Consider the following 21,547-nt stretch of genomic DNA (forward strand, 5'->3'; position numbering starts at 1 on the left):
CGACGACTGATTTGATCACCGTAGGAAGGCATCCGTATCCGGTGGTACGGCTGGGCTTCAAACCCAGTTGAGGGCGTCAGCCGCTCTCAGGTAGGTTCGACTCCTGCTGCCTTCCGCCATCGCTCTCGCACCCTCACGCCACGCGCCGCCCGGGCAGCAGTCCGGCATATTCCTTCCCCAGAAACTCCGCCGTTTGCTCCAGCAGGTAGGCGCGGCATCGCTCGCTGGCCGGCGACAAGCGCTTGCTTGCCATATGCGCAACATGCCAGACGCGCTCGATCGGCGTGCCCGCCACGTCGAGCAGCGCGATCTCATGCGTGCGCAGCTCCAGTGACAGCGTGTGCAGCGACAACAGGCTGATGCCCATGCCGGCCATCACCGCCTGCTTGATGGTCTCATTGCTGCCCATCGTGACCACCTTGGCCGGTGCGAACAGGTGGTCGCGGAACATGGACTCCGCCACAGTACGGGTGCCCGAGCCCGGTTCGCGCAGCAGGAAGGTCTCGTGACGAAGCTCTTGCAGATCGAAGCCCTTGGCGTCGTGCAGGGGGTGCCGCGGGGAGGCCACCAGCACGTACGGATGCGCGGCGATGGGCTCGGACACCGCGTCGAGCTCGCGCGGCGGACGGCCCATCAGCGCGAGGTCGATCGCATTGTCCTGCAGCAGCCGCAGCAGCGTTTCGCGGTTGCCTTCGGCAATGCGCAGGTCCACGCCCGGGTACAGCGCCGTGAAGGCGGCGAGCAGCTTGGGCGCGAAATACTTTGCGGTGCTGATCAGCCCGATCGTGATCGAACCCTGCTCGATGTCCTTGACGGCCTGCAATCCTTCCTCGGCGTCCTTGACCTCGCCGAGGATGCGCGAGGCGTGGTGCAGCAGGCGGTCGCCGGGCTCGGTCAGGGTGAGCTGGCGGCCGACCCGCTCGAACAGCGACAGGCCGACCACGGATTCGAGCTGCTTGATCTGCATCGAGACCGCCGGCTGGGTCAGGTGCAGTTCCTCGGACGCGCGCACGAAGCTGGCGTGCCTGGCTACTGTGACGAAGATCTGCAACTGGCGAAGGGTGAGGGCACGCAGGAAGGACATTGGCGGAAATTCCCCATGACATGCGGTTTGGCAGGTTATTAAAGGATTGCTTATATGAACACTAAGAATATCTGAATTTACCTTATGTTGGTAGGCGGATATCTTTCTAACAACGCAGTCACGCTGCCAAACCACGGAAAGGGAGACAAGCATGAACGCACCTAAGACGATCCAGGGCACGCCGCGCAAGCGCTACGACGCCGGCGTCATGAAGTACAAGGAAATGGGGTACTGGGACGCGGACTACGAACCCAAGGACACCGACGTGCTGGCGCTGTTCCGCATCACGCCGCAGGACGGCGTCGATCCGATCGAGGCCGCTGCCGCGGTGGCCGGCGAATCGTCCACCGCCACCTGGACCGTGGTGTGGACCGACCGCCTGACCGCCTGCGACATGTATCGCGCCAAGGCCTACCGGGTCGATCCGGTGCCGAACAATCCCGAGCAGTTCTTCTGCTACGTGGCCTACGACCTGTCGCTGTTCGAGGAAGGCTCGATCGCCAACCTGACCGCCTCCATCATCGGCAACGTGTTCAGCTTCAAGCCGATCAAGGCCGCCCGCCTGGAAGACATGCGTTTCCCAGTCGCCTATGTGAAGACCTTCGCCGGCCCGTCCACCGGCATCATCGTCGAGCGCGAGCGGCTGGACAAATTCGGCCGTCCGCTGCTGGGCGCCACCACCAAGCCCAAGCTCGGCCTGTCGGGGCGCAACTACGGTCGCGTGGTGTACGAGGGCCTGAAGGGCGGGCTGGACTTCATGAAGGACGACGAGAACATCAACTCGCAGCCCTTCATGCACTGGCGCGACCGCTTCCTGTTCGTGATGGACGCGGTCAACAAGGCCTCGGCCGCCACCGGCGAGGTCAAGGGCAGCTACCTCAACGTGACCGCCGGCACCATGGAGGAGATGTACCGGCGCGCCGAGTTCGCCAAGTCGCTGGGCTCGGTCATCATCATGGTCGACCTGATCGTCGGCTGGACCTGCATCCAGTCCATGAGCAACTGGTGCCGCCAGAATGACATGGTGCTGCACCTGCACCGCGCCGGCCATGGCACCTACACCCGCCAGAAGAACCACGGCGTGTCGTTCCGCGTGATTGCCAAATGGCTGCGCCTGGCCGGGGTCGACCACATGCATACCGGTACGGCGGTGGGCAAGCTCGAAGGCGATCCGCTTACCGTGCAGGGCTACTACAACGTCTGCCGCGACGCCTACACCCATGCAGACCTGACGCGCGGCCTGTTCTTCGACCAGGACTGGGCCTCGCTGCGCAAGGTGATGCCGGTGGCTTCCGGCGGCATCCACGCCGGCCAGATGCACCAGTTGCTCGACCTGTTCGGCGACGACGTGGTGCTGCAGTTCGGCGGCGGCACCATCGGCCACCCGCAGGGCATCCAGGCCGGCGCCACGGCCAACCGCGTGGCCCTGGAAGCGATGGTGCTGGCCCGCAACGAAGGGCGCGACATCATCAACGAAGGGCCGGACATCCTGCGCGACGCCGCCAAGTGGTGCTCGCCGCTGCGGGCCGCGCTCGATACCTGGGGCGACATCAGCTTCAACTACACGCCGACCGATACCTCGGATTTCGTGCCCACCGCATCCGTGGCCTGAGCGCGCCGCACCCTAGATCAACGAACGAGAGAAGAGGACATCATGCGCATTACACAAGGCACTTTCTCCTTCCTGCCCGAACTCACCGACGCGCAGATCACCAGCCAGCTCGAGTACTGCCTGAACAAGGGCTGGGCGGTCGGCATCGAATACACCGACGACCCGCATCCGCGCAACACCTACTGGGAGATGTTTGGCCTGCCGATGTTCGACCTGCGCGATGCCGCCGGCATCCTGCTGGAGATCAACAACGCGCGCAAGACCTTCCCCAACCACTACATCCGCGTGATGGCCTTCGACGCGACGCATACGGTGGAATCGGTGGTGATGTCGTTCATCGTCAACCGTCCCGCTGACGAGCCGGGCTTTCGCCTGGTGCGGCAGGAGGAACCGGGCCGCACGATGCGCTACTCAATCGAGAGCTACGCCGTCCAGGCGCGGCCTGAAGGTAGCCGCTACCGCAGCATCGACTGAGCCGCCGCGCAGCGCTGCCACGGCGCTGCCGCCGGCGATTCCCGACCCTGCAATCCCACGGCTGCGCCGCCTGAAGGCCGCGCGCCGGGGGAAGCTGCGCCCCGATCGGGCCTTTCATCGACCCCATTGACCATCACGGAGCCTGCCATGTTCGCGCCCGAAACGACCGCACCGCTGCAGCCGCCCGGAAGCCTGGCCGAATCGCTGGCCAGCTCGGGCATTGCCGAGCTGCTGGCCCAGCTCGACCGAGAGCTGATCGGGCTGGCGCCGGTGAAGTCGCGCATCCGCGATATCGCCGCGTTGCTGCTGGTGGACAAGCTGCGCGACGCGCGCGGCTTCAGCGCCGGTGCGCCCAGCCTGCATATGTGCTTCACCGGCAATCCCGGCACCGGAAAAACCACGGTGGCCATGCGCATGGCGCAGATCCTGCACCAGCTCGGCTACGTACGGCGCGGCCACCTGGTGGCGGTGACGCGCGACGACCTGGTCGGCCAGTACATCGGCCATACCGCGCCCAAGACCAAGGAGATCCTGAAGAAGGCCATGGGCGGGGTGCTCTTCATCGACGAGGCCTACTACCTCTACCGCCCGGAGAACGAGCGCGACTACGGCCAGGAGGCCATCGAGATCCTGCTGCAGGTGATGGAGAACAACCGCGAAGACCTGGTGGTGATCCTGGCCGGCTACAAGGACCGCATGGATCGCTTCTTCGAATCCAACCCGGGCATGTCCTCGCGCGTCGCCCACCATATCGATTTCCCTGACTACCAGCTCGAGGAGCTGCGCCAGATCGCCGAGCTGATGCTAGGCGAGATGCAGTACCGCTTCGACGACGAGAGCCGGGCCGTCTTTGCCGACTACCTGGCCCGGCGCATGGCGCAGCCGCATTTCGCCAATGCCCGCAGCGTGCGCAATGCGCTCGACCGCGCGCGGCTGCGCCATGCCTCGCGCCTGCTGGACGATGCCGGCACGGTTGTGGATGACCGTGCCCTGACCACCATCACGGCCGCCGACCTGCTTGCCAGCCGCGTGTTCGCGCCGGCCGCGCCGGCCCCGACCGGGGAGTAAGCCATGCAAGCCCTGATCTTCGATGTCGACGGCACGCTTGCCGATACCGAGACCGCCCACCTGCAGGCCTTCAATGCCGCCTTCGCCGAGGTCGGTCTGGACTGGTACTGGGACGAGCCGCTCTACACGCGCCTGCTCAAGGTGGCCGGCGGCAAGGAGCGCCTGCTGCACTACTGGCGCATGGTCGATCCGGAAGAAGCCCGCGGCAGCAAGGTGAAGGAAACCATCGAGGCCGTGCACGCCATCAAGACCCGCCACTATGCTGAGCGCGTGGGGGCGGGCGGCCTGCCGCTGCGGCCGGGCATAGCTCGCCTGATTGCCGAGGCCGGCGAGGCCGGCATGCCGCTCGCCATTGCCACCACCACCACGCCGGCCAATCTCGACGCACTGCTGCAGGCGCCGCTTGGCGCGGACTGGCGCCGGCGCTTTGCCGCCATCTGCGACGCCGGCACCACCGCGCTCAAGAAGCCGGCGCCCGATGTCTACCTGGCCGTGCTGGACCGGCTCGGCCTGGATGCCGGCGATTGCCTGGCCATCGAGGATTCGGAAAACGGGCTGCGCGCCGCCCGGGCGGCCGGCATCCCCACCTTGGTCACGCCCACCGCCTATAGCGCGCAGGACTGCTTCGATGGGGCGCTGCTGGTGTTGCCGCACCTGGGCGACCCTGGCGAACCCATGCCCCAGCACCGGCCCGGCGCGGACCACCGCTGGGCCGACCTGGCCGCGCTGCGCTGCTGGCATCGTGGCACCCTGTTCGAGGCGCCCTGACATGCATGCCATAGACGAAGACATCGACCACCATAGCGCGCGCGGAATCCGTCTGGCGCCATCCATCCTGTCGGCCGACTTCGCGCGGCTGGGAGAGGAGGTGCGCGCGATCGAGGCAGCCGGCGCAGACCTTGTGCACTTCGACGTGATGGACAACCACTACGTGCCCAACCTGACCATCGGCCCGCTGGTGTGCGAGGCGATCCGGCCGCATGTCTCCATCCCCATCGACGTGCACCTGATGGTGGAGCCCGTGGATGCGCTGATCCCGCTGTTTGCCAAGGCCGGCGCCGGCATCATCAGCTTCCACCCGGAGGCGAGCCGCCATGTGGACCGCACCATCGGCCTGATCCGCGAACACGGCTGCAAGGTCGGCCTGGTGCTCAACCCGGCCACGCCCCTGGGCTGGCTGGACCATACCCTGGACAAGCTCGACCTGGTCCTGCTGATGAGCGTGAACCCTGGCTTCGGCGGCCAGGCGTTCATTCCAGGTGTGCTCGACAAGTTGCGCCAGGCACGCGTGCGCATCGACCGGCAGCGCGAAGCGGGCGGGCGTCCGGTCTGGCTGCAGATAGACGGCGGCGTCAAGGCCGACAACATTGCCGAGATCGCCGGCGCGGGCGCCGACACCTTCGTCGCGGGCAGCGCCGTGTTCGGCGCGCCCGATGCGGACGGCGGCTACCGGGGCATCCTGCGCCGCTTGCGCGAGGCCGCGATCACGTAGCCCCGCACCTGCGCCACAAAAGAACACATAGCAAACGACCAAGACACCGAGCCAGCAACCGATGCTGCGGCGGGATGGACAGTTTGACCCGCGGGCCGGGCTTCCGCCTGGACATTTTGTCCATTGCGGCGGCCCGCAGCGCGAGCAGCGCGCTGCAAGCGCCTGACTGGAAAAGGAATCCGTCATGGGCATGGCTCTTGCTCGTGGACGTGCTCCAGCCCCATCGCGCCATACAAGAATACACAGCAAAGTAAGAGGAGACCTGCCATGCCCGAAGTCCAGAGGATGACCCTGACGCAGTTCCTGATCGAGGAACGCCGCCGCTATCCGCAAGCCAGCGGCGGCTTCAACGGCCTGATACTCAACGTCGCTATGGCCTGCAAGGAGATCGCGCGCGCGGTTGCCTTCGGCGCGCTGGGCGGCTTGCACGGCCGCGCCTCCGCCCAGGGTGCGAAAGGGGAAGAAGGCGTCGCCGTCAACGTGCAGGGCGAGATCCAGCAGAAGCTCGACGTGCTGAGCAATGCCGCCTTCCTGCGCGTCAACGAGTGGGGCGGGTACCTGGCCGGCATGGCCTCGGAGGAAATGGCCGAGCCGTACCAGATTCCCGAGCGCTACCCGCGCGGCAAGTACCTGCTGGTGTTCGACCCGCTCGACGGCTCTTCCAACATTGACGTCAATGTCTCGGTGGGCAGCATCTTCTCGGTGCTGCGCGCGCCCGATGGCGCAGCCGCCGTGACCGAACAGGACTTCCTGCAGCCCGGCACGGCCCAGGTGGCGGCCGGCTATGCGCTCTACGGCCCCACCACCATGCTGGTGCTGACCGTCGGCAACGGGGTCAACGGCTTCACGCTCGACCCGAACCTCGGGGAGTTCTTCCTCACGCATCCGAACCTGTGCGTGCCGGCGGATACGCAGGAGTTCGCCATCAACGCGTCTAACAGCCGCTTCTGGGAGGCGCCGATCAAGCAATACATCGCCGAGTGCCTGGCCGGGCAGAGCGGGCCGCGCGGCAAGGATTTCAACATGCGCTGGATCGCCTCGATGGTGGCCGAGGCGCACCGCATCCTGATGCGCGGCGGCGTCTTCATGTACCCGCGCGACACCAGGGATCCCGCTAAGCCGGGGCGCCTGCGCCTGCTTTATGAAGCCAACCCGATCGCCTTCCTGATGGAGCAGGCCGGCGGGCGTGCCAGTACCGGCCGGCAGCCGCTGATGTCGGTGGCACCGAGCGCGCTGCACCAGCGCATTGGTGTGATCTTTGGCTCGCGCAATGAAGTCGAGCGGATCGAGCGCTATCACACCGATCAGTCTGATCCCGATCTGCCGAATCCCCTGTTCAACGAGCGCAGCCTGTTTCGCGCGTCCGCCTGAGGTGCATGGCTATGTCAGAACGTTATCCCATTATCGCCATCACCGGCTCCTCGGGCGCCGGTACCACGTCGGTGACCCGCACCTTCGAGAACATCTTCCGCCGTGAAGGCGTGAAGTCGGTGGTGATCGAGGGCGACAGCTTCCACCGCTACGATCGCGCCGAAATGAAGGTCAAGATGGCCGAGGCCGAGCGCACCGGCAATATGAACTTCAGCCACTTCGGCCCAGAGAACAACCTGTTCGGCGACCTGGAGAACCTGTTTCGCTCCTATGCCGAATCCGGCACCGGCCTGCGCCGGCGCTACCTGCACAGCGTGGAGGAGGCGGCCCCCTTCGGGCAGGAGCCCGGCACCTTCACCGAGTGGGAGCCGTTGTCGGACGATACCGACCTGTTGTTCTATGAAGGTTTGCATGGCGGCGTGGTCACCGACGAGGTCAACGTCGCCCAGTATCCCAACCTGCTGATCGGCGTGGTGCCTGTCATCAACCTGGAGTGGATCCAGAAACTGTGGCGTGACAAGAAGCAGCGCGGCTATTCGACTGAGGCGGTGACCGACACCATCCTGCGCCGCATGCCGGATTACGTGAACTACATCTGCCCCCAGTTCTCGCGCACGCATGTGAACTTCCAGCGGGTGCCGTGCGTGGACACGTCCAACCCCTTCATCGCGCGCGAGATTCCCGCACCCGATGAAAGCATGGTGGTGATCCGCTTTGCCAACCCGAAGGGGATCGACTTCCAGTACCTGCTGAGCATGATCCACGACTCCTTCATGTCGCGCGCCAATACCATCGTGGTGCCCGGCGGCAAGATGGAACTGGCCATGCAGCTCATCTTCACCCCCTTCGTGCTGCGCATGATGGAGCGCCGCAAGCGCGCCGCCCTGTAAGGACCCGTCTTGTGAAATGTCGTCTTGCGAGGATCCCCTAGATGAACGCCCCCGAACGCATCGATTCTGCAGCGCGCTGCGCCAACGCGCTGCGCTTCCTGGCCGCCGACGCGGTGGAGCAGGCCAGGTCCGGCCATCCTGGTGCGCCCATGGGCATGGCCGAGATGGCCGAGGTCCTGTGGCGGCGCCACCTGCGCCACAACCCGGCCAACCCGGCCTGGCCCGACCGTGACCGCTTCGTGCTGTCCAACGGCCATGCTTCCATGCTGCTGTACGCGCTGCTGCACCTTTCCGGCTACGCCTTGCCGATGTCGCAGCTGCGCCAGTTCCGCCAGTTGGACGCGATCACGCCCGGGCATCCGGAGGTCGGCGTGACGCCGGGCGTGGAAACCACCACCGGGCCGCTGGGGCAGGGCCTGGCCAATGCTGTCGGCATGGCGCTGTCGGAAAAGCTGCTGGCCGCCACCTTCAACCGCCCCGGCTTCGACATCGTCGATCACCATACCTATGTGTTTCTCGGCGACGGCTGCCTGATGGAGGGACTCAGCCACGAGGCCTGCTCGCTCGCGGGTACGCTCAAGCTGGGCAAGCTGATTTGCCTGTACGACGACAACGGCATTTCCATCGACGGCGACGTCGCCGGCTGGTTTGCCGACGACACCCCGAAGCGTTTTGCCGCCTACGGCTGGCATGTGATCGCGGGCGTCGACGGGCACGACGCCCAGGCCATCGACGCCGCCCTCCGCGCAGCCAAGGGCGAGCGCGAGCGTCCCACCCTGATCTGCTGCCGGACGGTGATCGGCAAGGGCGCGCCCGCCAAGGCGGGCGGGCACGAGGTGCATGGCGCGCCGCTGGGCGCGCAGGAGATCGCCGCCATGCGCGAGGCGCTGGGCTGGGAGGCCGAGCCCTTCACCGTGCCGGCGGACGTGGCCGAAGCTTGGGACGCGCGGGCGCAGGGCGCTGCGCGCGAGGCTGAATGGGAGGCGCGCTTCGCCGACTATCGCGCGGCGCATCCCGAGCTGGCCGAGGAATTCCTGCGCCGTGTCCAGGGTCGCTTGCCCGAAGGGTTCGAGGACGGGCTGACGGCGCTGCTGGACGCGCCATCGCCACTGCAAGGCAAGATCGCCACGCGCAAGGCATCGCAGCTCTGCCTGGAGGCGCTGACGCCCGCCTTGCCGGAACTGCTCGGCGGTTCGGCCGACCTGACCGGCTCCAACCTGACCGATGTCAAGGCTTCGGTCTGGGTCAACCATGCCGGGCACGGCAACTACGTAAGCTACGGCGTGCGCGAGTTCGGCATGGCCGCGGTCATGAACGGCATCGCGCTGCATGGCGGGCTGATTCCCTATGGCGGCACCTTCATGACCTTCTCGGACTATTCGCGCAATGCCATCCGCATGGCCGCGCTGATGCGCCTGCGCGTGGTGCACGTGCTGACCCACGATTCCATCGGGCTCGGCGAGGACGGCCCCACGCACCAGCCGGTGGAGCACGCCGCCAGCCTGCGGCTGATCCCCAACAACCAGGTCTGGCGCCCCTGCGACGGCGCCGAGACCGCGTACGCCTGGCTGGCTGCGCTGCGGCGCGAGCACGGCCCGACCTGCCTGGTCCTGTCGCGGCAAGCGCTGACGCCGTTCGAGCGCGATGCGGCCCAGCGCGCAGGCATCGCGCGCGGCGGCTATGTGCTGCGCGATGCCGTGGCGCCGCGCGTCGTGCTGGTCGCCACCGGCTCCGAGGTGGAGATCGCCGTGCGCGCGGCGGAGCAGCTGGCCGGTGCAGGCATCGCCGCGCGCGTAGTGTCCATGCCCTGTGTGGAGCTGTTCTACGCGCAGGACGCGGCGTATCGGGACACCGTGCTGCCGGCGGGACTGCCGCGCGTCAGCGTCGAGGCTGGCGCCACCTGGTTCTGGCGCGCCGTGGTGGGTGAGCGGGGCGTGGCGCTGGGCATCGACAGCTTCGGCGAATCCGCGCCAGCCGAGGCGCTGTACCAGCACTTCGGCCTGACCCCGGCGCATGTCGCGGATGCCGCGCGCGCCCTGCTGGAGGGCGAGTGATGGCTACCGTATCCATGCCTTGCGCTGCGGTGCTGATCGACCTGGACGGCACGCTGGTCGATACCGCGCCTGACATTGTCGCGGCCGCCAACCGCATGCTGGCCGAGCTCGGCAGCCCGGAGCTGCCGTTCGATACCGTGGCCGGCTTCATCGGCCGCGGCGTGCCCAACCTGGTGCGACGCGTGCTGGAGACCGCGCAGCTCGCGTGGCGGGTGGACGCCGCCGACGCCGAGGCGCTGTTCCATCGCCACTATGCCGACGTCAACGGCCGCCTCGGGTCGGTGTTCCCGGGTGTGGAGGCGGGCCTGGCCGCGCTCAAGCGCCAGGGCTACCGGCTTGCCTGCGTGACCAACAAGCCGCGCGCGCTGGCGGAGCCGCTGCTGGCGCTGACCGGACTGGCGGCGTACCTGGAAGTGCTGGTGGCGGGCGATTCGATCGCGCAGATGAAACCGGACCCCGAACCGCTGCGCCATGCCTGCCGCCTGCTCGATGTCGATCCGGCGCAGAGCGTGCTGGTGGGAGATTCGCCCGTCGACGTGGCGGCGGCGCGCGCGGCCGGCATCGCGGTTTGCCTGGTGCGCTATGGCTATGCCGGCCCGGCAGGGGCCGCGGCGCTGGGCGCCGACGCACTGGTCGATTCCCTAAAGGCGTTGCCGGCGTTGCTTACACCTGCGCGGCTGATGCCGGCCGCCTGAGCTTGGCCCGGGTCGGCGCCGGATCGGCGTGCCGGGGTACCGATGAATCCAAACAAAAGCATACGGAGACAACATGACTATCAAGGTTGCCATCAACGGCTACGGCCGCATCGGCCGCAATGTGCTGCGCGCCCATTACGAAGGCGGTAAGAAGCACGATATCGAGATCGTCGCCATCAACGACCTCGGCAACGCCCAGACCAACGCGCACCTGACGCAATACGACACCGCCCACGGCCGGTTCCCGGGCGAGGTCTCGGTCGAGGGCGATGCCCTGCGCGTCAACGGCGACCGGATCCGCGTGCTCGCCCAACGCCACCCGGCTGAACTGCCGTGGGGCGAACTGGGCGTGGATGTGGTGATGGAGTGCACCGGGTTTTTCACTAGCAAGGACAAGGCATCGGCCCACCTGAGGGCCGGTGCGAAGAAGGTGATCATCTCCGCTCCCGGGGGCAAGGACGTGGACGCCACCATCGTCTACGGCGTGAACCACGGCGTGCTGAAGGCAGGCGACACGGTGGTCTCCAACGCCTCGTGCACCACGAATTGCCTGGCGCCGCTGGTCAAGCCGCTGCATGAAACGCTGGGCGTGGTGAACGGCCTGATGACCACGGTGCACTCCTATACCAACGACCAGGTGCTGATCGACGTCTACCACGAGGACCTGCGCCGTGCGCGTTCGGCCACCATGTCGATGATCCCGACCAAGACCGGCGCCGCTGCCGCGGTCGGGCTGGTGCTGCCTGAGCTGGACGGCCGGCTGGACGGCTTTGCCGTGCGCGTGCCGACCATCAATGTGTCGCTGGTCGACCTGTCCTTCGTGGCGGCGCGGCCCACCACCGTGGAGGAGGTGAACGGCATTCTGAAAGCGGCCGCCGAGGGCGAGCTCAGGGGCATCCTGGACTACAGCACGGCGCCGCTGGTGTCGGTGGACTTCAACCACAGCCCGGCCTCGTCCACCTTCGATGCCACCCTGACCAAGGTTTCCGGCAACCTGGTCAAGGTGTCGAGCTGGTACGACAACGAATGGGGCTTCTCCAACCGCATGCTGGATACCGCGGTGGCGCTGGCCCATGCCCGCTAGGAGGCTGCCATGACAAGCACATCGAATGCATCGACCCTGGCATCGGCCATCGCGGGACCGCGCACGCTGGCCGCATTGCTGGCCGGCGGCGCTCTGGCCGGCCAGCGCGTCTTCATCCGCGCCGACCTCAACGTGCCGCAGGATGCCGCCGGCCATATCACCGACGATACCCGCATCCGCGCCTCGGTGCCGGCCATCGAGGCCTGCCTGGGCGCCGGCGCCGCAGTGATGGTGACGTCGCACCTGGGCCGCCCGACCGAGGGAGAGATCAAGCCGGCGGACTCGCTGGCGCCGATCGCCACCCGCCTGTCGGAGCTGCTCGGCTGGCCGGTCCAGTTGGTGCAGAACTGGGTGGACGGCGTGGAAGTCGCGCCCGGCCAGGTGGTGCTGCTGGAAAACTGCCGCATGAACTGCGGCGAGAAGCAGAACTGCGACGAGCTGGCCCAGAAGATGGCCGCGCTGTGCGATGTCTACGTCAATGACGCCTTCGGCACTGCCCACCGCGCCGAAGCGACCACCCACGGCATCGCCAAGTACGCACCGGTGGCCTGCGCCGGCCCGCTGCTGGCGGCCGAGATCGACGCGCTCGGCCGTGCGCTGGGCCAGCCGGCGCGCCCGCTGGTGGCGATTGTGGCGGGCTCCAAGGTGTCGACCAAGCTGACCATCCTGAAGTCGCTGGCCGACAAGGTCGACCAGCTGATCGTCGGCGGCGGCATCGCCAACACCTTCATGCTGGCGGCGGGCCTGAAGATCGGCAAGTCGCTGGCCGAGGCCGACCTCGTGTCCGACGCCAAGGCGATCATCGACATCATGGCCGCGCGCGGCGCCTCGGTACCCATCCCCGTGGACGTGGTCTGCGCCAAGGAATTCAGCGCCAGCGCCGCCGCCACTGTCAAGGACGTCAAGGACGTGGCCGACGACGACATGATCCTGGACATCGGCCCGAAGACCGCCGCGCAACTGGCAGAGCAGCTCAAGGCCGCCGACACGATCGTCTGGAACGGCCCGGTGGGCGTGTTCGAATTCGACCAGTTCGGCAACGGCACCAAGGTGCTGGCGGACGCCATCGCCGGATCGAAGGCCTTTTCGATTGCCGGCGGCGGCGACACGCTCGCGGCCATCGCGAAGTACGGCATTGCCGACCGCGTGGGCTACATCTCCACGGGCGGCGGCGCCTTCCTGGAGTTTCTCGAAGGCAAGAAGCTGCCCGCACTAGCAGTGCTGGAGCAGCGCGCCTCCACCTGAACCTGCCTCACAGAATCCACCTCGAATAAAGGAGCTTCACCATGTCACTCGTATCGTTGCGACAGTTGCTGGACCACGCAGGGGAGTTTGGCTACGGCGTGCCGGCCTTCAACGTTAATAACTTGGAGCAGATCCACGCCATCATGGAGGCCGCCCAAGAAACCGACAGCCCGGTCATCCTGCAGGCCTCGGCCGGCGCCCGCAAGTATGCCGGCGAGGCTTACCTGCGGCATATGGTGCTGGCCGCCGCCGAAACCCATCCGGACATTCCCATCGTGCTGCACCAGGACCACGGCTCCAGCCCGGCGGTGTGCCAGGCCTCGATCCGCTCAGGCTTTACCAGCGTGATGATGGACGGCTCGCTGCGCGAGGACATGAAGACGCCGTCCGACTACGACTACAACGTCGACGTGACCCGGCGCGTGTGCGAGATGGCGCATGCGGTCGGCGTATCGGTTGAGGGCGAACTGGGCTGCCTGGGCTCGCTCGAAACCGGCCAGGCTGGCGAAGAGGACGGCGTGGGCGCGGCGGGCACACTGTCGCACGACATGATGTTGACCGACCCGGCGCAGGCGCGCGACTTCGTCGCCCGTACCGGCGTCGACGCGCTGGCCATCGCCATCGGCACCAGCCACGGCGCCTACAAGTTCTCGCGCAAGCCCACCGGCGACATCCTGGCGATGGAGCGCATCCGCGAGATCCACGAGCAGATCCCCGACACCCACCTGGTGATGCACGGCTCCAGCTCGGTGCCGCAGGAGTGGCTGGAGATCATCCGTCAGTACGGCGGCGACATCAAGGAGACCTACGGCGTGCCGGTCGAGGAGATCCTGCGCGGCATCAAGACCGGGGTGCGCAAGGTGAATATCGACACCGACATCCGCCTGGCCATGACCGGCGCCATCCGCAAGACCCTGTCCGAGGACCGCAGCGAGTTCGATCCGCGCAAGGCGCTTCTGGCGGCCAAGAAGGCCGCCAAGAGCGTGGTGCGGCTGCGCTTTGAGGCCTTCGGCTGCGCCGGCCAGGCATCGCGGATCAAGCCGGTGGCGCTGGAGAAGCTGGCCGAGCTTTACCGCTGACGGGCGATGCGCTTCGCCCGCCCGGGGCACGCTCAGGCCAGGGGGGCACCATCGAGAAGCTCGCAGCGGTCTGGCGCGGGTAGTCGCGCCAGATTTCGGTGAGCGGCGAATCGGTCTTGTCCTGGGCTTCCCGGAACGTCGGCGTTTCGTCGAGGTGGTGGCGAAGGAGTCGATTGGTTCATTCATCGTCGACTGCTGGTGCACATTAGCCCGTCCCTAAATTCACGAACAGCGGAGTTTGTCTTGAGCCTCAGTACCGAGCAGGTCACGGAAGTTCTGCGCAACGTCATCGATCCCAATGCGGGCAAGGATCTGGTGTCCACCCACTCGGCCAGGAATATCCGGGTCGACGGCGGCGACGTCTCGCTGGAGGTGGAGCTGGGCTACCCCGGCAAGAGCCAGCTCGATCCGATCCGCAAGCTGGTCGTTGCTGCGGTGCGGCAATTGCCGGGCGTGACCAATGTCAGTGTCAGCGTCAACATGAAGATCGTGGCGCACGCGGTGCAGCGTGGCGTCAAGCTGCTGCCAGGCGTGAAGAACGTGATCGCGGTAGCGTCGGGCAAGGGCGGGGTCGGCAAGTCGACCACCGCGGTGAACCTGGCGCTGGCGCTGGCAGCCGAAGGTGCGCGCGTCGGCATGCTCGATGCGGACATCTATGGCCCGAGCCTGCCGATGATGCTGGGCATCGACGGCCGCCCGGAATCCGCCGATGGCCAGACCATGGAGCCGCTGGAAGGGCATGGCGTGCAGGCCAATTCGATCGGCTTCCTGATCGAACCGGACAACCCGATGGTGTGGCGCGGCCCGATGGTGACTTCGGCGCTGGAACAGCTGCTGCGCCAGACCAACTGGCATGACCTGGACTACCTGATCGTCGACATGCCGCCGGGTACCGGCGACATCCAGCTCACGCTGTCGCAGAAAGTGCCCGTGACCGGTGCCGTGATCGTCACCACGCCGCAGGACATCGCGCTGCTCGATGCCAAGAAGGGCCTGAAGATGTTCGAGAAGGTGGGCATTCCCATCCTGGGCATCGTCGAGAACATGGCGGTCTACTGCTGCCCGAACTGCGGCCACGTCGAGCATATCTTCGGGCGGGGCGGCGGCGAAAAGATGTGCGCCGACTATGGCGTGGATCTGCTCGGCAGCCTGCCGCTCAACCTCTCGATCCGCGAGCAGGCCGACTCCGGCCACCCGACGGTCGTGTCCGATCCCGACAGCCCGGTGGCGGAGCTCTACCGCGGCATCGCGCGCAAGGTGGCCATCAAGGTGGCCGACAAGGCGCGCGACATGACCAGCAAGTTCCCCAGCATCGTGGTGCAGAACACCTGACCATCATGGAAACGCCAGCCGTATTGGTGCCGCAGGCCCGTCCCGCCGTCATCATGGCGGTGGTCATGCGCAAGGTCGCGCTGGCCAGCCGCTGGCAGCCGTGGAAGTGGGAACTGGACGCGGTGCTGCCCGACCTCGGCGAATTCGGCACCGCGCCGATATGCCTGGAGCAGGACGAGCACGGTGCGCGCTGGCTGTATCCCGGATTCGAGGTGGTGCTGTTCCGCGACCAGGGCGAGGGCTATTACCTCAACCTCACCTCGACCACTCCTTGCTGGTTTGTGCACTGGCGCATGCCCGACGATGACGGCACCGAAGCCGGTGTGCGGCCGGTGCCCGTCACCGTCACGCTGTCGTACAACGAGGCTGGCCGCTGGCTGGATGCCGGCGAAACGGAGGAGGCAGTCAAGGAGGCCATCGAGGCCATGCCGACTACCACCGAGCGCGAGCGCCTGCACGCGGCACGCTGCCGCTGGCTGTGCACGGTGCTCTATCTATGCGGCCTGCGCGCGGCGGAGGTCACGGCGACGCCCATGGGGGCTTTCTTCTGCCGGCGTGGCGCTCAGGGCATTGAGCGCTGGTGGCTGGTGGTGACCGGGAAAGGCGACAAGACCCGGCTGGTGCCGGCCACTGACGAACTGATCGCCGAACTGGCGCGCTATCGCCGCGTTCATGGCCTGCCCGCCAACGCTGCAGCCCGGTGAGACACGGGGGCCAGCATCAACCAAAGTCTCCGGCACCGCCGGAAACAATGCGAACAGGAGTACAACCCATGTACAAACTCGTCCTCCTTCGCCACGGCGAATCGGTGTGGAACCGCGAAAACCGCTTCACCGGCTGGAACGACGTCGACCTGACCGAACAGGGCGTCGCCGAGGCGCGCCAGGCCGGCCGCCTGCTCAAAGACGCCGGCTTCGAGTTCGACCTCGCCTACACCTCGGTACTCAACCGCGCGATCCGCACGCTGTGGGTCGCGTTCGAGGAAATGGACCGGCTGTGGCTGCCGGTCGAGCGCAGCTGGCGCCTCAACGAGCGCCACTACGGCGCGCTGCAGGGGCTCGACAAGGCCGAGACCGCCGCCAAGTACGGCGACGCGCAGGTGCTCGCCTTGCGCCGCTCGTACGACGAGTCGCCGCCCTTGCTCAGCGACGATGCAGCGCTCGCGATCCTGGCCGACCCGCGCTACGCCGAGCTCGACGCCGCCAGCGTGCCGCGCGCCGAATGCCTGAAGGACACGGTCGAACGCTTCCTGCCGTACTGGCACGGCAGCATCGCGCCGAAGATTCTCTCTGGCCGGCGCGTGATCATCGCGGCGCACGGCAACAGCCTGCGCGCGCTGATCAAGCACCTCGACGGCGTGTCGGACGCCGACATCGTCAACCTCAACATCCCGAACGGCGTGCCGCTGGTGTACGAGCTCGATGAAAACCTCAAGCCGCTGCGCCACTACTATTTAGGGGATGCTGAGGCGGTCGAACAGGCGATGGCCGCGGTGGCGAGCCAGGGGCGCGCCAGGCAGGAAAAGGTCGCGCCATGAGACGCAAGCTGATCGTCGGCAACTGGAAGATGCACGGCAGCCTCGCGCTGTGCCGCGCCAGCGTGCCGCGGCTCGCCGCCGCGCTGCGTCCCGAAGCCGGCCTCGCGCTATGCCCGCCGGCGCCGTACCTCGGCGAAGTCGCCGCGCTCGCTCAGGGCAGCGGCCTTGGCTACGGCGCGCAGGACGTGTCGGCGCTGCCAAGCGGCGCGCGCACCGGCGAATGGTCGGCGCCGATGCTGGCCGAGCTCGGCTGTCGCTTTGCCATCGTCGGCCATTCGGAACGGCGCCAATACCACGGCGAAAGCGATGCGCTGGTCGCGGCCAAGGCGCAGGCCTGCGCCGACGCCGGCATCACGGCTATCGTCTGCGTCGGAGAAACAGGCGCCGAGCGCCAAGCCGGCGAGACCGAAGCGGTGCTCGCGCGTCAGCTGGCCGCCTTGCTCGCGACGCCGGGCTGGCGCGCCGCGGTGATCGCGTACGAGCCGGTGTGGGCGATCGGCACCGGCCTCGCCGCCACGCCGGAAATGGCGCAAGCAGCGCACGCGTTCATCCGTGCCGAGTTCGCCCAGGTCGACCCGGTTGCCGCCGAGCAGTTGCCGTTGCTGTACGGCGGCAGCGTCAAGCCGGACAACGCCGCCGAGCTGTTCGCGATGGCCGATATCGACGGCGGGCTGATCGGCGGCGCGTCGCTCGAAGTCGACGGCCTGCTGGCGATCTATCGGGCGGCGTAGGGTAGGTTTGCGCCCGCGCAGGCTCGATTACGATGCGAGCAAGCGGCGCGCTGCTGCTGGACGACGGTCGTCAACGGCGGTCCGCTCTCGGACCGGAAGGGGGTGAACGTACCGGGCGCGGTGCTGCCGCTGTCGACCATGACCGAGAAGGACCGGCGCGACCTCGACTTCGGACTGACGCTGGGCGTGGACTGGATCGCGCTGTCCTTCGTGCAGCGGCCGGAAGACATCCGGGAGATCAAGGAGATTGTCAGCGGCCGCGCCGGCATCGTGGCCAAGCTGGAGAAGCCTGCCGCCATCCAGAGCCTGGACGTCATCGTCGCCGAGGCCGACGCCATCATGGTCGCGCGCGGCGACCTGGGCGTGGAGATGCCCACCGAGCAGGTGCCGTCGCTGCAGAAGCAGATCGTCCGGGCGTGCCGAAAGGCCGGCAAGCCGGTCATCGTTGCCACGCAAATGCTCGAATCGATGATCACCGCCCCCGTGCCCACCCGCGCGGAAGCGTCAGACGTGGCGACAGCCGTCTACGACGGTGCCGACGCGGTGATGCTGTCGGCCGAGTTGGCTTCCGGCCGGTAGGCAGTATCGCCGGCAAGGCGCTGAGGTTTAAGAGCAAAGCGTTCTTCGACTCTGTTGATCATCGTCTTCGTTGACTCCACCTCTGCGGTTCGATGCGCGGGCGTGGCCTCGACGTCCAAGAGGATTCCCGCGTGCAGGTCGATCAGGTAGTTCGTCGAGTAAGCAAAGAAGGCTGGGCCACCGGGTGCCGCGGTCCAGCGCGGGCCGGATCAGTCAACGAGATGCTCTTCGGCGGGGTCGTAGGCTCTGCTTCGGACAATGCGTCGTCCTTTGTTTGATTGACCTCATCCAGCGCAGCAAGGTATTCGCGGACGGCGCGGCTAGGACCGTCCCCCTGGTTCCAATCGATGGTCTCCGTCCCCGCCACGCCTAGGGAGCGATTGGCGTCAGCCTTGATGATGCTCGCATCGACAGCAAAGCCTTCGCCTTGAACTAGCCCCTCCGTCATACAGCGGCGAAGGACTGTCTCGAACACGTGACGCAGCGCACCGCTTTCTCGGAAGCGGCCGTGGCGATTCTTGGAGAATGTCGAATGATCGGGAATGAGGTCTTCTAGACCGAGCCGGCAGAACCAGCGATAAGCCAGGTTTGGATGAATCTCTTCGCAGAGGCGGCGCTCGGATCGAATGCCAAAGCAGTAGCCGACGATGAGCATGCGAACCATCAACTCGGGATCGACCGAGTACGTCCGGTGTGGCTGTAGTAAGGAGTGAGATGCTGGCGCAGATCGCCAAGATCAAAGCGATGATCGCAAGGATAGTTGCCGGCGACCGTCGATGCCGAGTTTTTCAACAGAATCTGCCGCTTTCGCGGACATTCAGGAGATTGGGACTGGATGCCCGCTCCTCGGCTAGGTTGTGTGAAAACGTCCCCAAGGGTATGTTTCCCGGGTGCCTAGCCGAGGACTGATCAATGACACGGTTTGTTCAAGGGGATAACAGAGCACAGGTCGTACTTCTGCCTGCGCTGCTTGATGACTATGTCGGCGAAGACAACCCGGTTCGAATTGTTGACGCCTTTGTTGATCAGCTCGATCTTCACGGGCTTGGCTTCACTGGGGTTGATCCTGAAGCAACGGGCCGTCCTGCTTACCACCCGGCTGTTCTGCTCAAGCTATACATCTACGGCTACCTCAGCCGCATCCAATCAAGCCGCCGCCTCGAACGAGAAACGCAGCGCAACATCGAGCTGATGTGGCTGCTCGGGCGCCTCTCTCCCGACTTCAAGACGATTGCCGACTTTCGGCGCGACAACGGTCCGTGCATACGCAATGTATGCCGTCAGTTTGTCGTGCTGTGTCGGGAATTGAATCTGTTCGAGCAAGCTGTCGTTGCCATTGATGGCAGCAAGTTCAAGGCGGTCAATGCCCATGACCGTAACTTTACGCGTGGCAAGCTGGAGAAGCGCATGCAGGAAATCGATCACTGCATCGGACGCTATCTCTCCGCGATGGAAACGGCAGACCGCCAACCTTCTGAGATCGCAGAAGCAAGAACCGCACGGCTAAAGCAGAAAATGGCCACGCTGAAGGCCCGGCTCGAAAAGCTCAAGCACATCCAGGTGCAACTGGAAAAAGAGCCCGCAGGGCAAATTTCGCTGACAGATCCGGATGCCAGAGCCATGGCAACCAGCACCAGTCGCGGGCTGGTCGGCTACAACGTTCAAACAGCGGTCGATACCCAGCATCACCTCATTGTTGCCCATGAAGTCACCAACAATGGCAGTGATCGTCGCCAATTGGCAAAGATGGCGAAACAAGCCAAAGAAGCGATGCACGCCAGCGATCTTCAAGTCATTGCAGACCGGGGCTACTTCAATGGGGAGGAAATCTGGGCCTGCGCTGAAGCCGGTATTGTGCCGTTGGTTTCGAAGCCGATGACCTCTGCTGCAAAAGCTGAAGGTCGTTTCGACAAAGAAGGCTTTGTATTTGATCCAGTAGCTGGTGAATACGTCTGCCCGGCAGGTAGTCGACTGATATGGCGCTTTGCCCGGGTCGAATCCGGGCAGTTGATCAACCGCTACTGGAGTTCGGATTGCCCACGCTGCCCCATCAAAGAGAAGTGCACGCCCAACCAATATCGACGGATCAGCCGTACGGAGCACGAAGCCACTTTGGAGGAGATGCAGAAGCGTCTGGACACCCAACCAGGCATGATGAAGCTACGGCGGCAAACGGTGGAGCACCCGTTTGGCACTCTGAAAGACTGGATGGGGGCTATCCATTTCCTGACGCGAACCTTGGAACGCGTCAGCACCGAGATGAGCTTGCATGTACTCGCCTACAACATGAAGCGAGTCATGAAGATCATCGGGTTTGCAGGGTTGATGGAGGCAGTAGTGGCCTGAAAGGGCCTTATTACCCTTCAAAAGCAGCCTGGTTTGTGCAGAAACTGATATCGGTGACCAGCAAGAGAGCGTCGTAACCATCTTGGCTGCATCAGTTCACCACGTTTCCACACGGCCTCCGGCCATTCCAGTCATTTGTGGCCGGTGAGTCCGATGTCGACTCGGCCGAGGAGCGGCTATCCGCTCGAACATGGGATTGTTGTCAGCTATGAGACGATTCGACGCTGGTGCGACAAGTTTGGCGCGGGCTTTGCCCATCGTGTCAAAGCGGCACGCCGCGAACCGGGCTCCACCTGGCTCCTCGATGAGGTGTTCGTGACGCTGAGCGGCGAGCCGTATCTGCTATGGCGGGCGGTCGATGAGCATGGCGCCGAACTCGGCATCCTGCTGCAGAAGCGGCGCGACAAGGCTGCAGCCAAGCGCTTCTTCTTACGAGTGCTTCGTTCCTATCCCATGCCGCGAAAGATCGTCACCGATCAATTACGCAGCTACCCGGCCGCGAGGGCCGACATACCGGCTCTGACCAACGTGAAGCACGTATTCGTCAAGGCTGCCGCCCGCGTCAACAACCGTGCGGAGAACAGCCTCCGGCCCACCCGAGATCGTGAGCGCCGCATGCGCGGGTTTCGCGATCAGGAGCGCACCCGGCAGTTCCTCTCGAGCTTCGGACCGATCCGCCAGCACTTCGCTCTGAAATGATATCTGCTGCGCGCCTGTCTCTACCGCAAACATCTTGCAGCTCGGTTCGCTGCGTGGCACGAGTTCACCGAAGTCACCCAAAATCCGTCGACGGCTTTCTGAACGTCGGCGCCTGCTGCCGACAGCTCGTTCCCTGTTCGCCAAGTTGACAACGACTACAGGTGCATGCCTAACA

20 protein-coding genes, 1 tRNA gene and 1 pseudogene are annotated in these 21,547 nt (G+C 65.8%); 20 read left to right on the forward strand and 2 right to left on the reverse strand.

What is annotated here, in order from left to right:
• Positions 1–23 precede the first annotated feature (23 nt).
• Positions 24–119 (forward strand) — tRNA-Sec (locus ACZ2IA_RS06685).
• Positions 120–133: 14 nt separating this feature from the next.
• Here the strand turns inward: ACZ2IA_RS06685 and ACZ2IA_RS06690 are convergent.
• A complete protein-coding gene (locus ACZ2IA_RS06690) occupies positions 134–1,084 on the reverse strand; it encodes a LysR family transcriptional regulator (protein ID WP_470291797.1) in 951 nt (316 codons plus the stop codon).
• A 151-nt stretch (positions 1,085–1,235) separates the two neighbouring features.
• Here ACZ2IA_RS06690 and ACZ2IA_RS06695 point away from each other — a divergent pair, with 151 nt between their 5' ends.
• The 17 genes from ACZ2IA_RS06695 to ACZ2IA_RS06775 all read left to right on the forward strand — a co-directional run bounded on the left by ACZ2IA_RS06695 (position 1,236) and on the right by ACZ2IA_RS06775 (position 18,327).
• The gene (locus ACZ2IA_RS06695; protein ID WP_470291798.1) at positions 1,236–2,696 is read left to right on the forward strand and encodes a form I ribulose bisphosphate carboxylase large subunit; all 1,461 of its coding nucleotides are present in this window, start codon (positions 1,236–1,238) and stop codon (positions 2,694–2,696) included.
• A 42-nt stretch (positions 2,697–2,738) separates the two neighbouring features.
• Entirely contained in the window at positions 2,739–3,170 is a 432-nt protein-coding gene (locus tag ACZ2IA_RS06700; protein WP_470291799.1) for a ribulose bisphosphate carboxylase small subunit, read from the forward strand.
• A 147-nt stretch (positions 3,171–3,317) separates the two neighbouring features.
• A complete protein-coding gene (gene cbbX / locus ACZ2IA_RS06705; protein ID WP_470291800.1) occupies positions 3,318–4,238 on the forward strand; it encodes a CbbX protein in 921 nt (306 codons plus the stop codon).
• 3 nt (positions 4,239–4,241) lie between these two features.
• A complete protein-coding gene (locus ACZ2IA_RS06710) occupies positions 4,242–5,006 on the forward strand; it encodes an HAD family hydrolase (protein WP_470291801.1) in 765 nt (254 codons plus the stop codon).
• Between the two features lies 1 nt (position 5,007).
• Positions 5,008–5,730: a ribulose-phosphate 3-epimerase gene (gene rpe, locus ACZ2IA_RS06715; protein WP_470291802.1), complete on the forward strand. Its 723-nt coding sequence runs from the start codon at positions 5,008–5,010 to the stop codon at positions 5,728–5,730.
• A 267-nt stretch (positions 5,731–5,997) separates the two neighbouring features.
• The gene (locus ACZ2IA_RS06720) at positions 5,998–7,101 is read left to right on the forward strand and encodes a class 1 fructose-bisphosphatase (protein WP_470291803.1); all 1,104 of its coding nucleotides are present in this window, start codon (positions 5,998–6,000) and stop codon (positions 7,099–7,101) included.
• A gap of 11 nt (positions 7,102–7,112) precedes the next feature.
• Positions 7,113–7,991, forward strand: coding sequence for a phosphoribulokinase (locus tag ACZ2IA_RS06725; RefSeq protein ID WP_470291804.1), 879 nt, complete (start codon positions 7,113–7,115; stop codon positions 7,989–7,991).
• A 41-nt stretch (positions 7,992–8,032) separates the two neighbouring features.
• Positions 8,033–10,045 carry a transketolase gene (gene tkt, locus ACZ2IA_RS06730; protein WP_470291805.1) on the forward strand — a complete coding sequence of 671 codons (2,013 nt, stop codon included), beginning with the start codon at positions 8,033–8,035 and terminating at the stop codon, positions 10,043–10,045.
• A complete protein-coding gene (gene gph / locus ACZ2IA_RS06735; RefSeq protein WP_470291806.1) occupies positions 10,045–10,740 on the forward strand; it encodes a phosphoglycolate phosphatase in 696 nt (231 codons plus the stop codon). The genes tkt and gph overlap by 1 nt, the downstream gene beginning before the upstream one ends.
• Positions 10,741–10,813: 73 nt before the next feature.
• On the forward strand, positions 10,814–11,824 hold the full coding sequence (gene gap / locus ACZ2IA_RS06740; protein ID WP_470291807.1) for a type I glyceraldehyde-3-phosphate dehydrogenase: 1,011 nt from the start codon (positions 10,814–10,816) through the stop codon (positions 11,822–11,824).
• Between the two features lie 9 nt (positions 11,825–11,833).
• Positions 11,834–13,069, forward strand: coding sequence for a phosphoglycerate kinase (locus tag ACZ2IA_RS06745; protein WP_470291808.1), 1,236 nt, complete (start codon positions 11,834–11,836; stop codon positions 13,067–13,069).
• A 41-nt stretch (positions 13,070–13,110) separates the two neighbouring features.
• A complete protein-coding gene (gene fba, locus ACZ2IA_RS06750; RefSeq protein ID WP_470291809.1) occupies positions 13,111–14,148 on the forward strand; it encodes a class II fructose-bisphosphate aldolase in 1,038 nt (345 codons plus the stop codon).
• A gap of 243 nt (positions 14,149–14,391) precedes the next feature.
• Positions 14,392–15,480, forward strand: coding sequence for an iron-sulfur cluster carrier protein ApbC (gene apbC, locus ACZ2IA_RS06755; RefSeq protein ID WP_470291810.1), 1,089 nt, complete (start codon positions 14,392–14,394; stop codon positions 15,478–15,480).
• A 5-nt stretch (positions 15,481–15,485) separates the two neighbouring features.
• Positions 15,486–16,184, forward strand: coding sequence for a DUF3305 domain-containing protein (locus tag ACZ2IA_RS06760; protein ID WP_470291811.1), 699 nt, complete (start codon positions 15,486–15,488; stop codon positions 16,182–16,184).
• Between the two features lie 68 nt (positions 16,185–16,252).
• The gene (gene gpmA / locus ACZ2IA_RS06765; protein ID WP_470291812.1) at positions 16,253–17,017 is read left to right on the forward strand and encodes a 2,3-diphosphoglycerate-dependent phosphoglycerate mutase; all 765 of its coding nucleotides are present in this window, start codon (positions 16,253–16,255) and stop codon (positions 17,015–17,017) included.
• Positions 17,014–17,748, forward strand: a complete 735-nt coding sequence (gene tpiA, locus ACZ2IA_RS06770) for a triose-phosphate isomerase (RefSeq protein ID WP_470291813.1) — start codon at positions 17,014–17,016, stop codon at positions 17,746–17,748. Before gpmA ends, tpiA begins: the two co-directional genes overlap by 4 nt.
• A gap of 102 nt (positions 17,749–17,850) precedes the next feature.
• On the forward strand, positions 17,851–18,327 hold the full coding sequence (locus ACZ2IA_RS06775) for a pyruvate kinase (protein WP_470291814.1): 477 nt from the start codon (positions 17,851–17,853) through the stop codon (positions 18,325–18,327).
• Here the strand turns inward: ACZ2IA_RS06775 and ACZ2IA_RS06780 are convergent.
• A pseudogene (locus tag ACZ2IA_RS06780) lies at positions 18,324–19,077 on the reverse strand (transposase); the annotation flags it as partial. The gene ACZ2IA_RS06775 and the pseudogene ACZ2IA_RS06780 sit on opposite strands and share 4 nt — an antisense overlap.
• Before the next feature lie 162 nt (positions 19,078–19,239).
• On the opposite strand from ACZ2IA_RS06780, the gene ACZ2IA_RS06785 reads away from it, so the two are divergent.
• Both ACZ2IA_RS06785 and ACZ2IA_RS06790 read left to right on the forward strand, forming a co-directional pair.
• Positions 19,240–20,673 carry an IS1182 family transposase gene (locus ACZ2IA_RS06785; protein ID WP_470291815.1) on the forward strand — a complete coding sequence of 478 codons (1,434 nt, stop codon included), beginning with the start codon at positions 19,240–19,242 and terminating at the stop codon, positions 20,671–20,673.
• Positions 20,674–20,826: 153 nt separating this feature from the next.
• Complete coding sequence (locus ACZ2IA_RS06790; protein ID WP_470291816.1) at positions 20,827–21,372, forward strand: IS6 family transposase; 546 nt, start codon at positions 20,827–20,829, stop codon at positions 21,370–21,372.
• The last annotated feature ends 175 nt before the right edge of the window (positions 21,373–21,547 follow it).

The sequence above is a fragment of the Crenobacter sp. CS_VA4 genome, assembly GCF_055597485.1.

Coding starts and splice junctions, on each gene's coding strand:
- gpmA (WP_470291812.1), top strand. CDS start 16,253: ATGTACAAACTCGTCCTCCTTCGCCACGGCGAATCGGTGTGGAACCGC.
- ACZ2IA_RS06785 (WP_470291815.1), top strand. CDS start 19,240: ATGACACGGTTTGTTCAAGGGGATAACAGAGCACAGGTCGTACTTCTG.
- ACZ2IA_RS06745 (WP_470291808.1), top strand. CDS start 11,834: ATGACAAGCACATCGAATGCATCGACCCTGGCATCGGCCATCGCGGGA.
- ACZ2IA_RS06720 (WP_470291803.1), top strand. CDS start 5,998: ATGCCCGAAGTCCAGAGGATGACCCTGACGCAGTTCCTGATCGAGGAA.
- tpiA (WP_470291813.1), top strand. CDS start 17,014: ATGAGACGCAAGCTGATCGTCGGCAACTGGAAGATGCACGGCAGCCTC.
- ACZ2IA_RS06760 (WP_470291811.1), top strand. CDS start 15,486: ATGGAAACGCCAGCCGTATTGGTGCCGCAGGCCCGTCCCGCCGTCATC.
- rpe (WP_470291802.1), top strand. CDS start 5,008: ATGCATGCCATAGACGAAGACATCGACCACCATAGCGCGCGCGGAATC.
- ACZ2IA_RS06710 (WP_470291801.1), top strand. CDS start 4,242: ATGCAAGCCCTGATCTTCGATGTCGACGGCACGCTTGCCGATACCGAG.
- ACZ2IA_RS06695 (WP_470291798.1), top strand. CDS start 1,236: ATGAACGCACCTAAGACGATCCAGGGCACGCCGCGCAAGCGCTACGAC.
- ACZ2IA_RS06700 (WP_470291799.1), top strand. CDS start 2,739: ATGCGCATTACACAAGGCACTTTCTCCTTCCTGCCCGAACTCACCGAC.
- ACZ2IA_RS06790 (WP_470291816.1), top strand. CDS start 20,827: ATGTCGACTCGGCCGAGGAGCGGCTATCCGCTCGAACATGGGATTGTT.
- tkt (WP_470291805.1), top strand. CDS start 8,033: ATGAACGCCCCCGAACGCATCGATTCTGCAGCGCGCTGCGCCAACGCG.
- gph (WP_470291806.1), top strand. CDS start 10,045: ATGGCTACCGTATCCATGCCTTGCGCTGCGGTGCTGATCGACCTGGAC.
- ACZ2IA_RS06725 (WP_470291804.1), top strand. CDS start 7,113: ATGTCAGAACGTTATCCCATTATCGCCATCACCGGCTCCTCGGGCGCC.
- gap (WP_470291807.1), top strand. CDS start 10,814: ATGACTATCAAGGTTGCCATCAACGGCTACGGCCGCATCGGCCGCAAT.
- fba (WP_470291809.1), top strand. CDS start 13,111: ATGTCACTCGTATCGTTGCGACAGTTGCTGGACCACGCAGGGGAGTTT.
- cbbX (WP_470291800.1), top strand. CDS start 3,318: ATGTTCGCGCCCGAAACGACCGCACCGCTGCAGCCGCCCGGAAGCCTG.
- ACZ2IA_RS06690 (WP_470291797.1), bottom strand. CDS start 1,084: ATGTCCTTCCTGCGTGCCCTCACCCTTCGCCAGTTGCAGATCTTCGTC.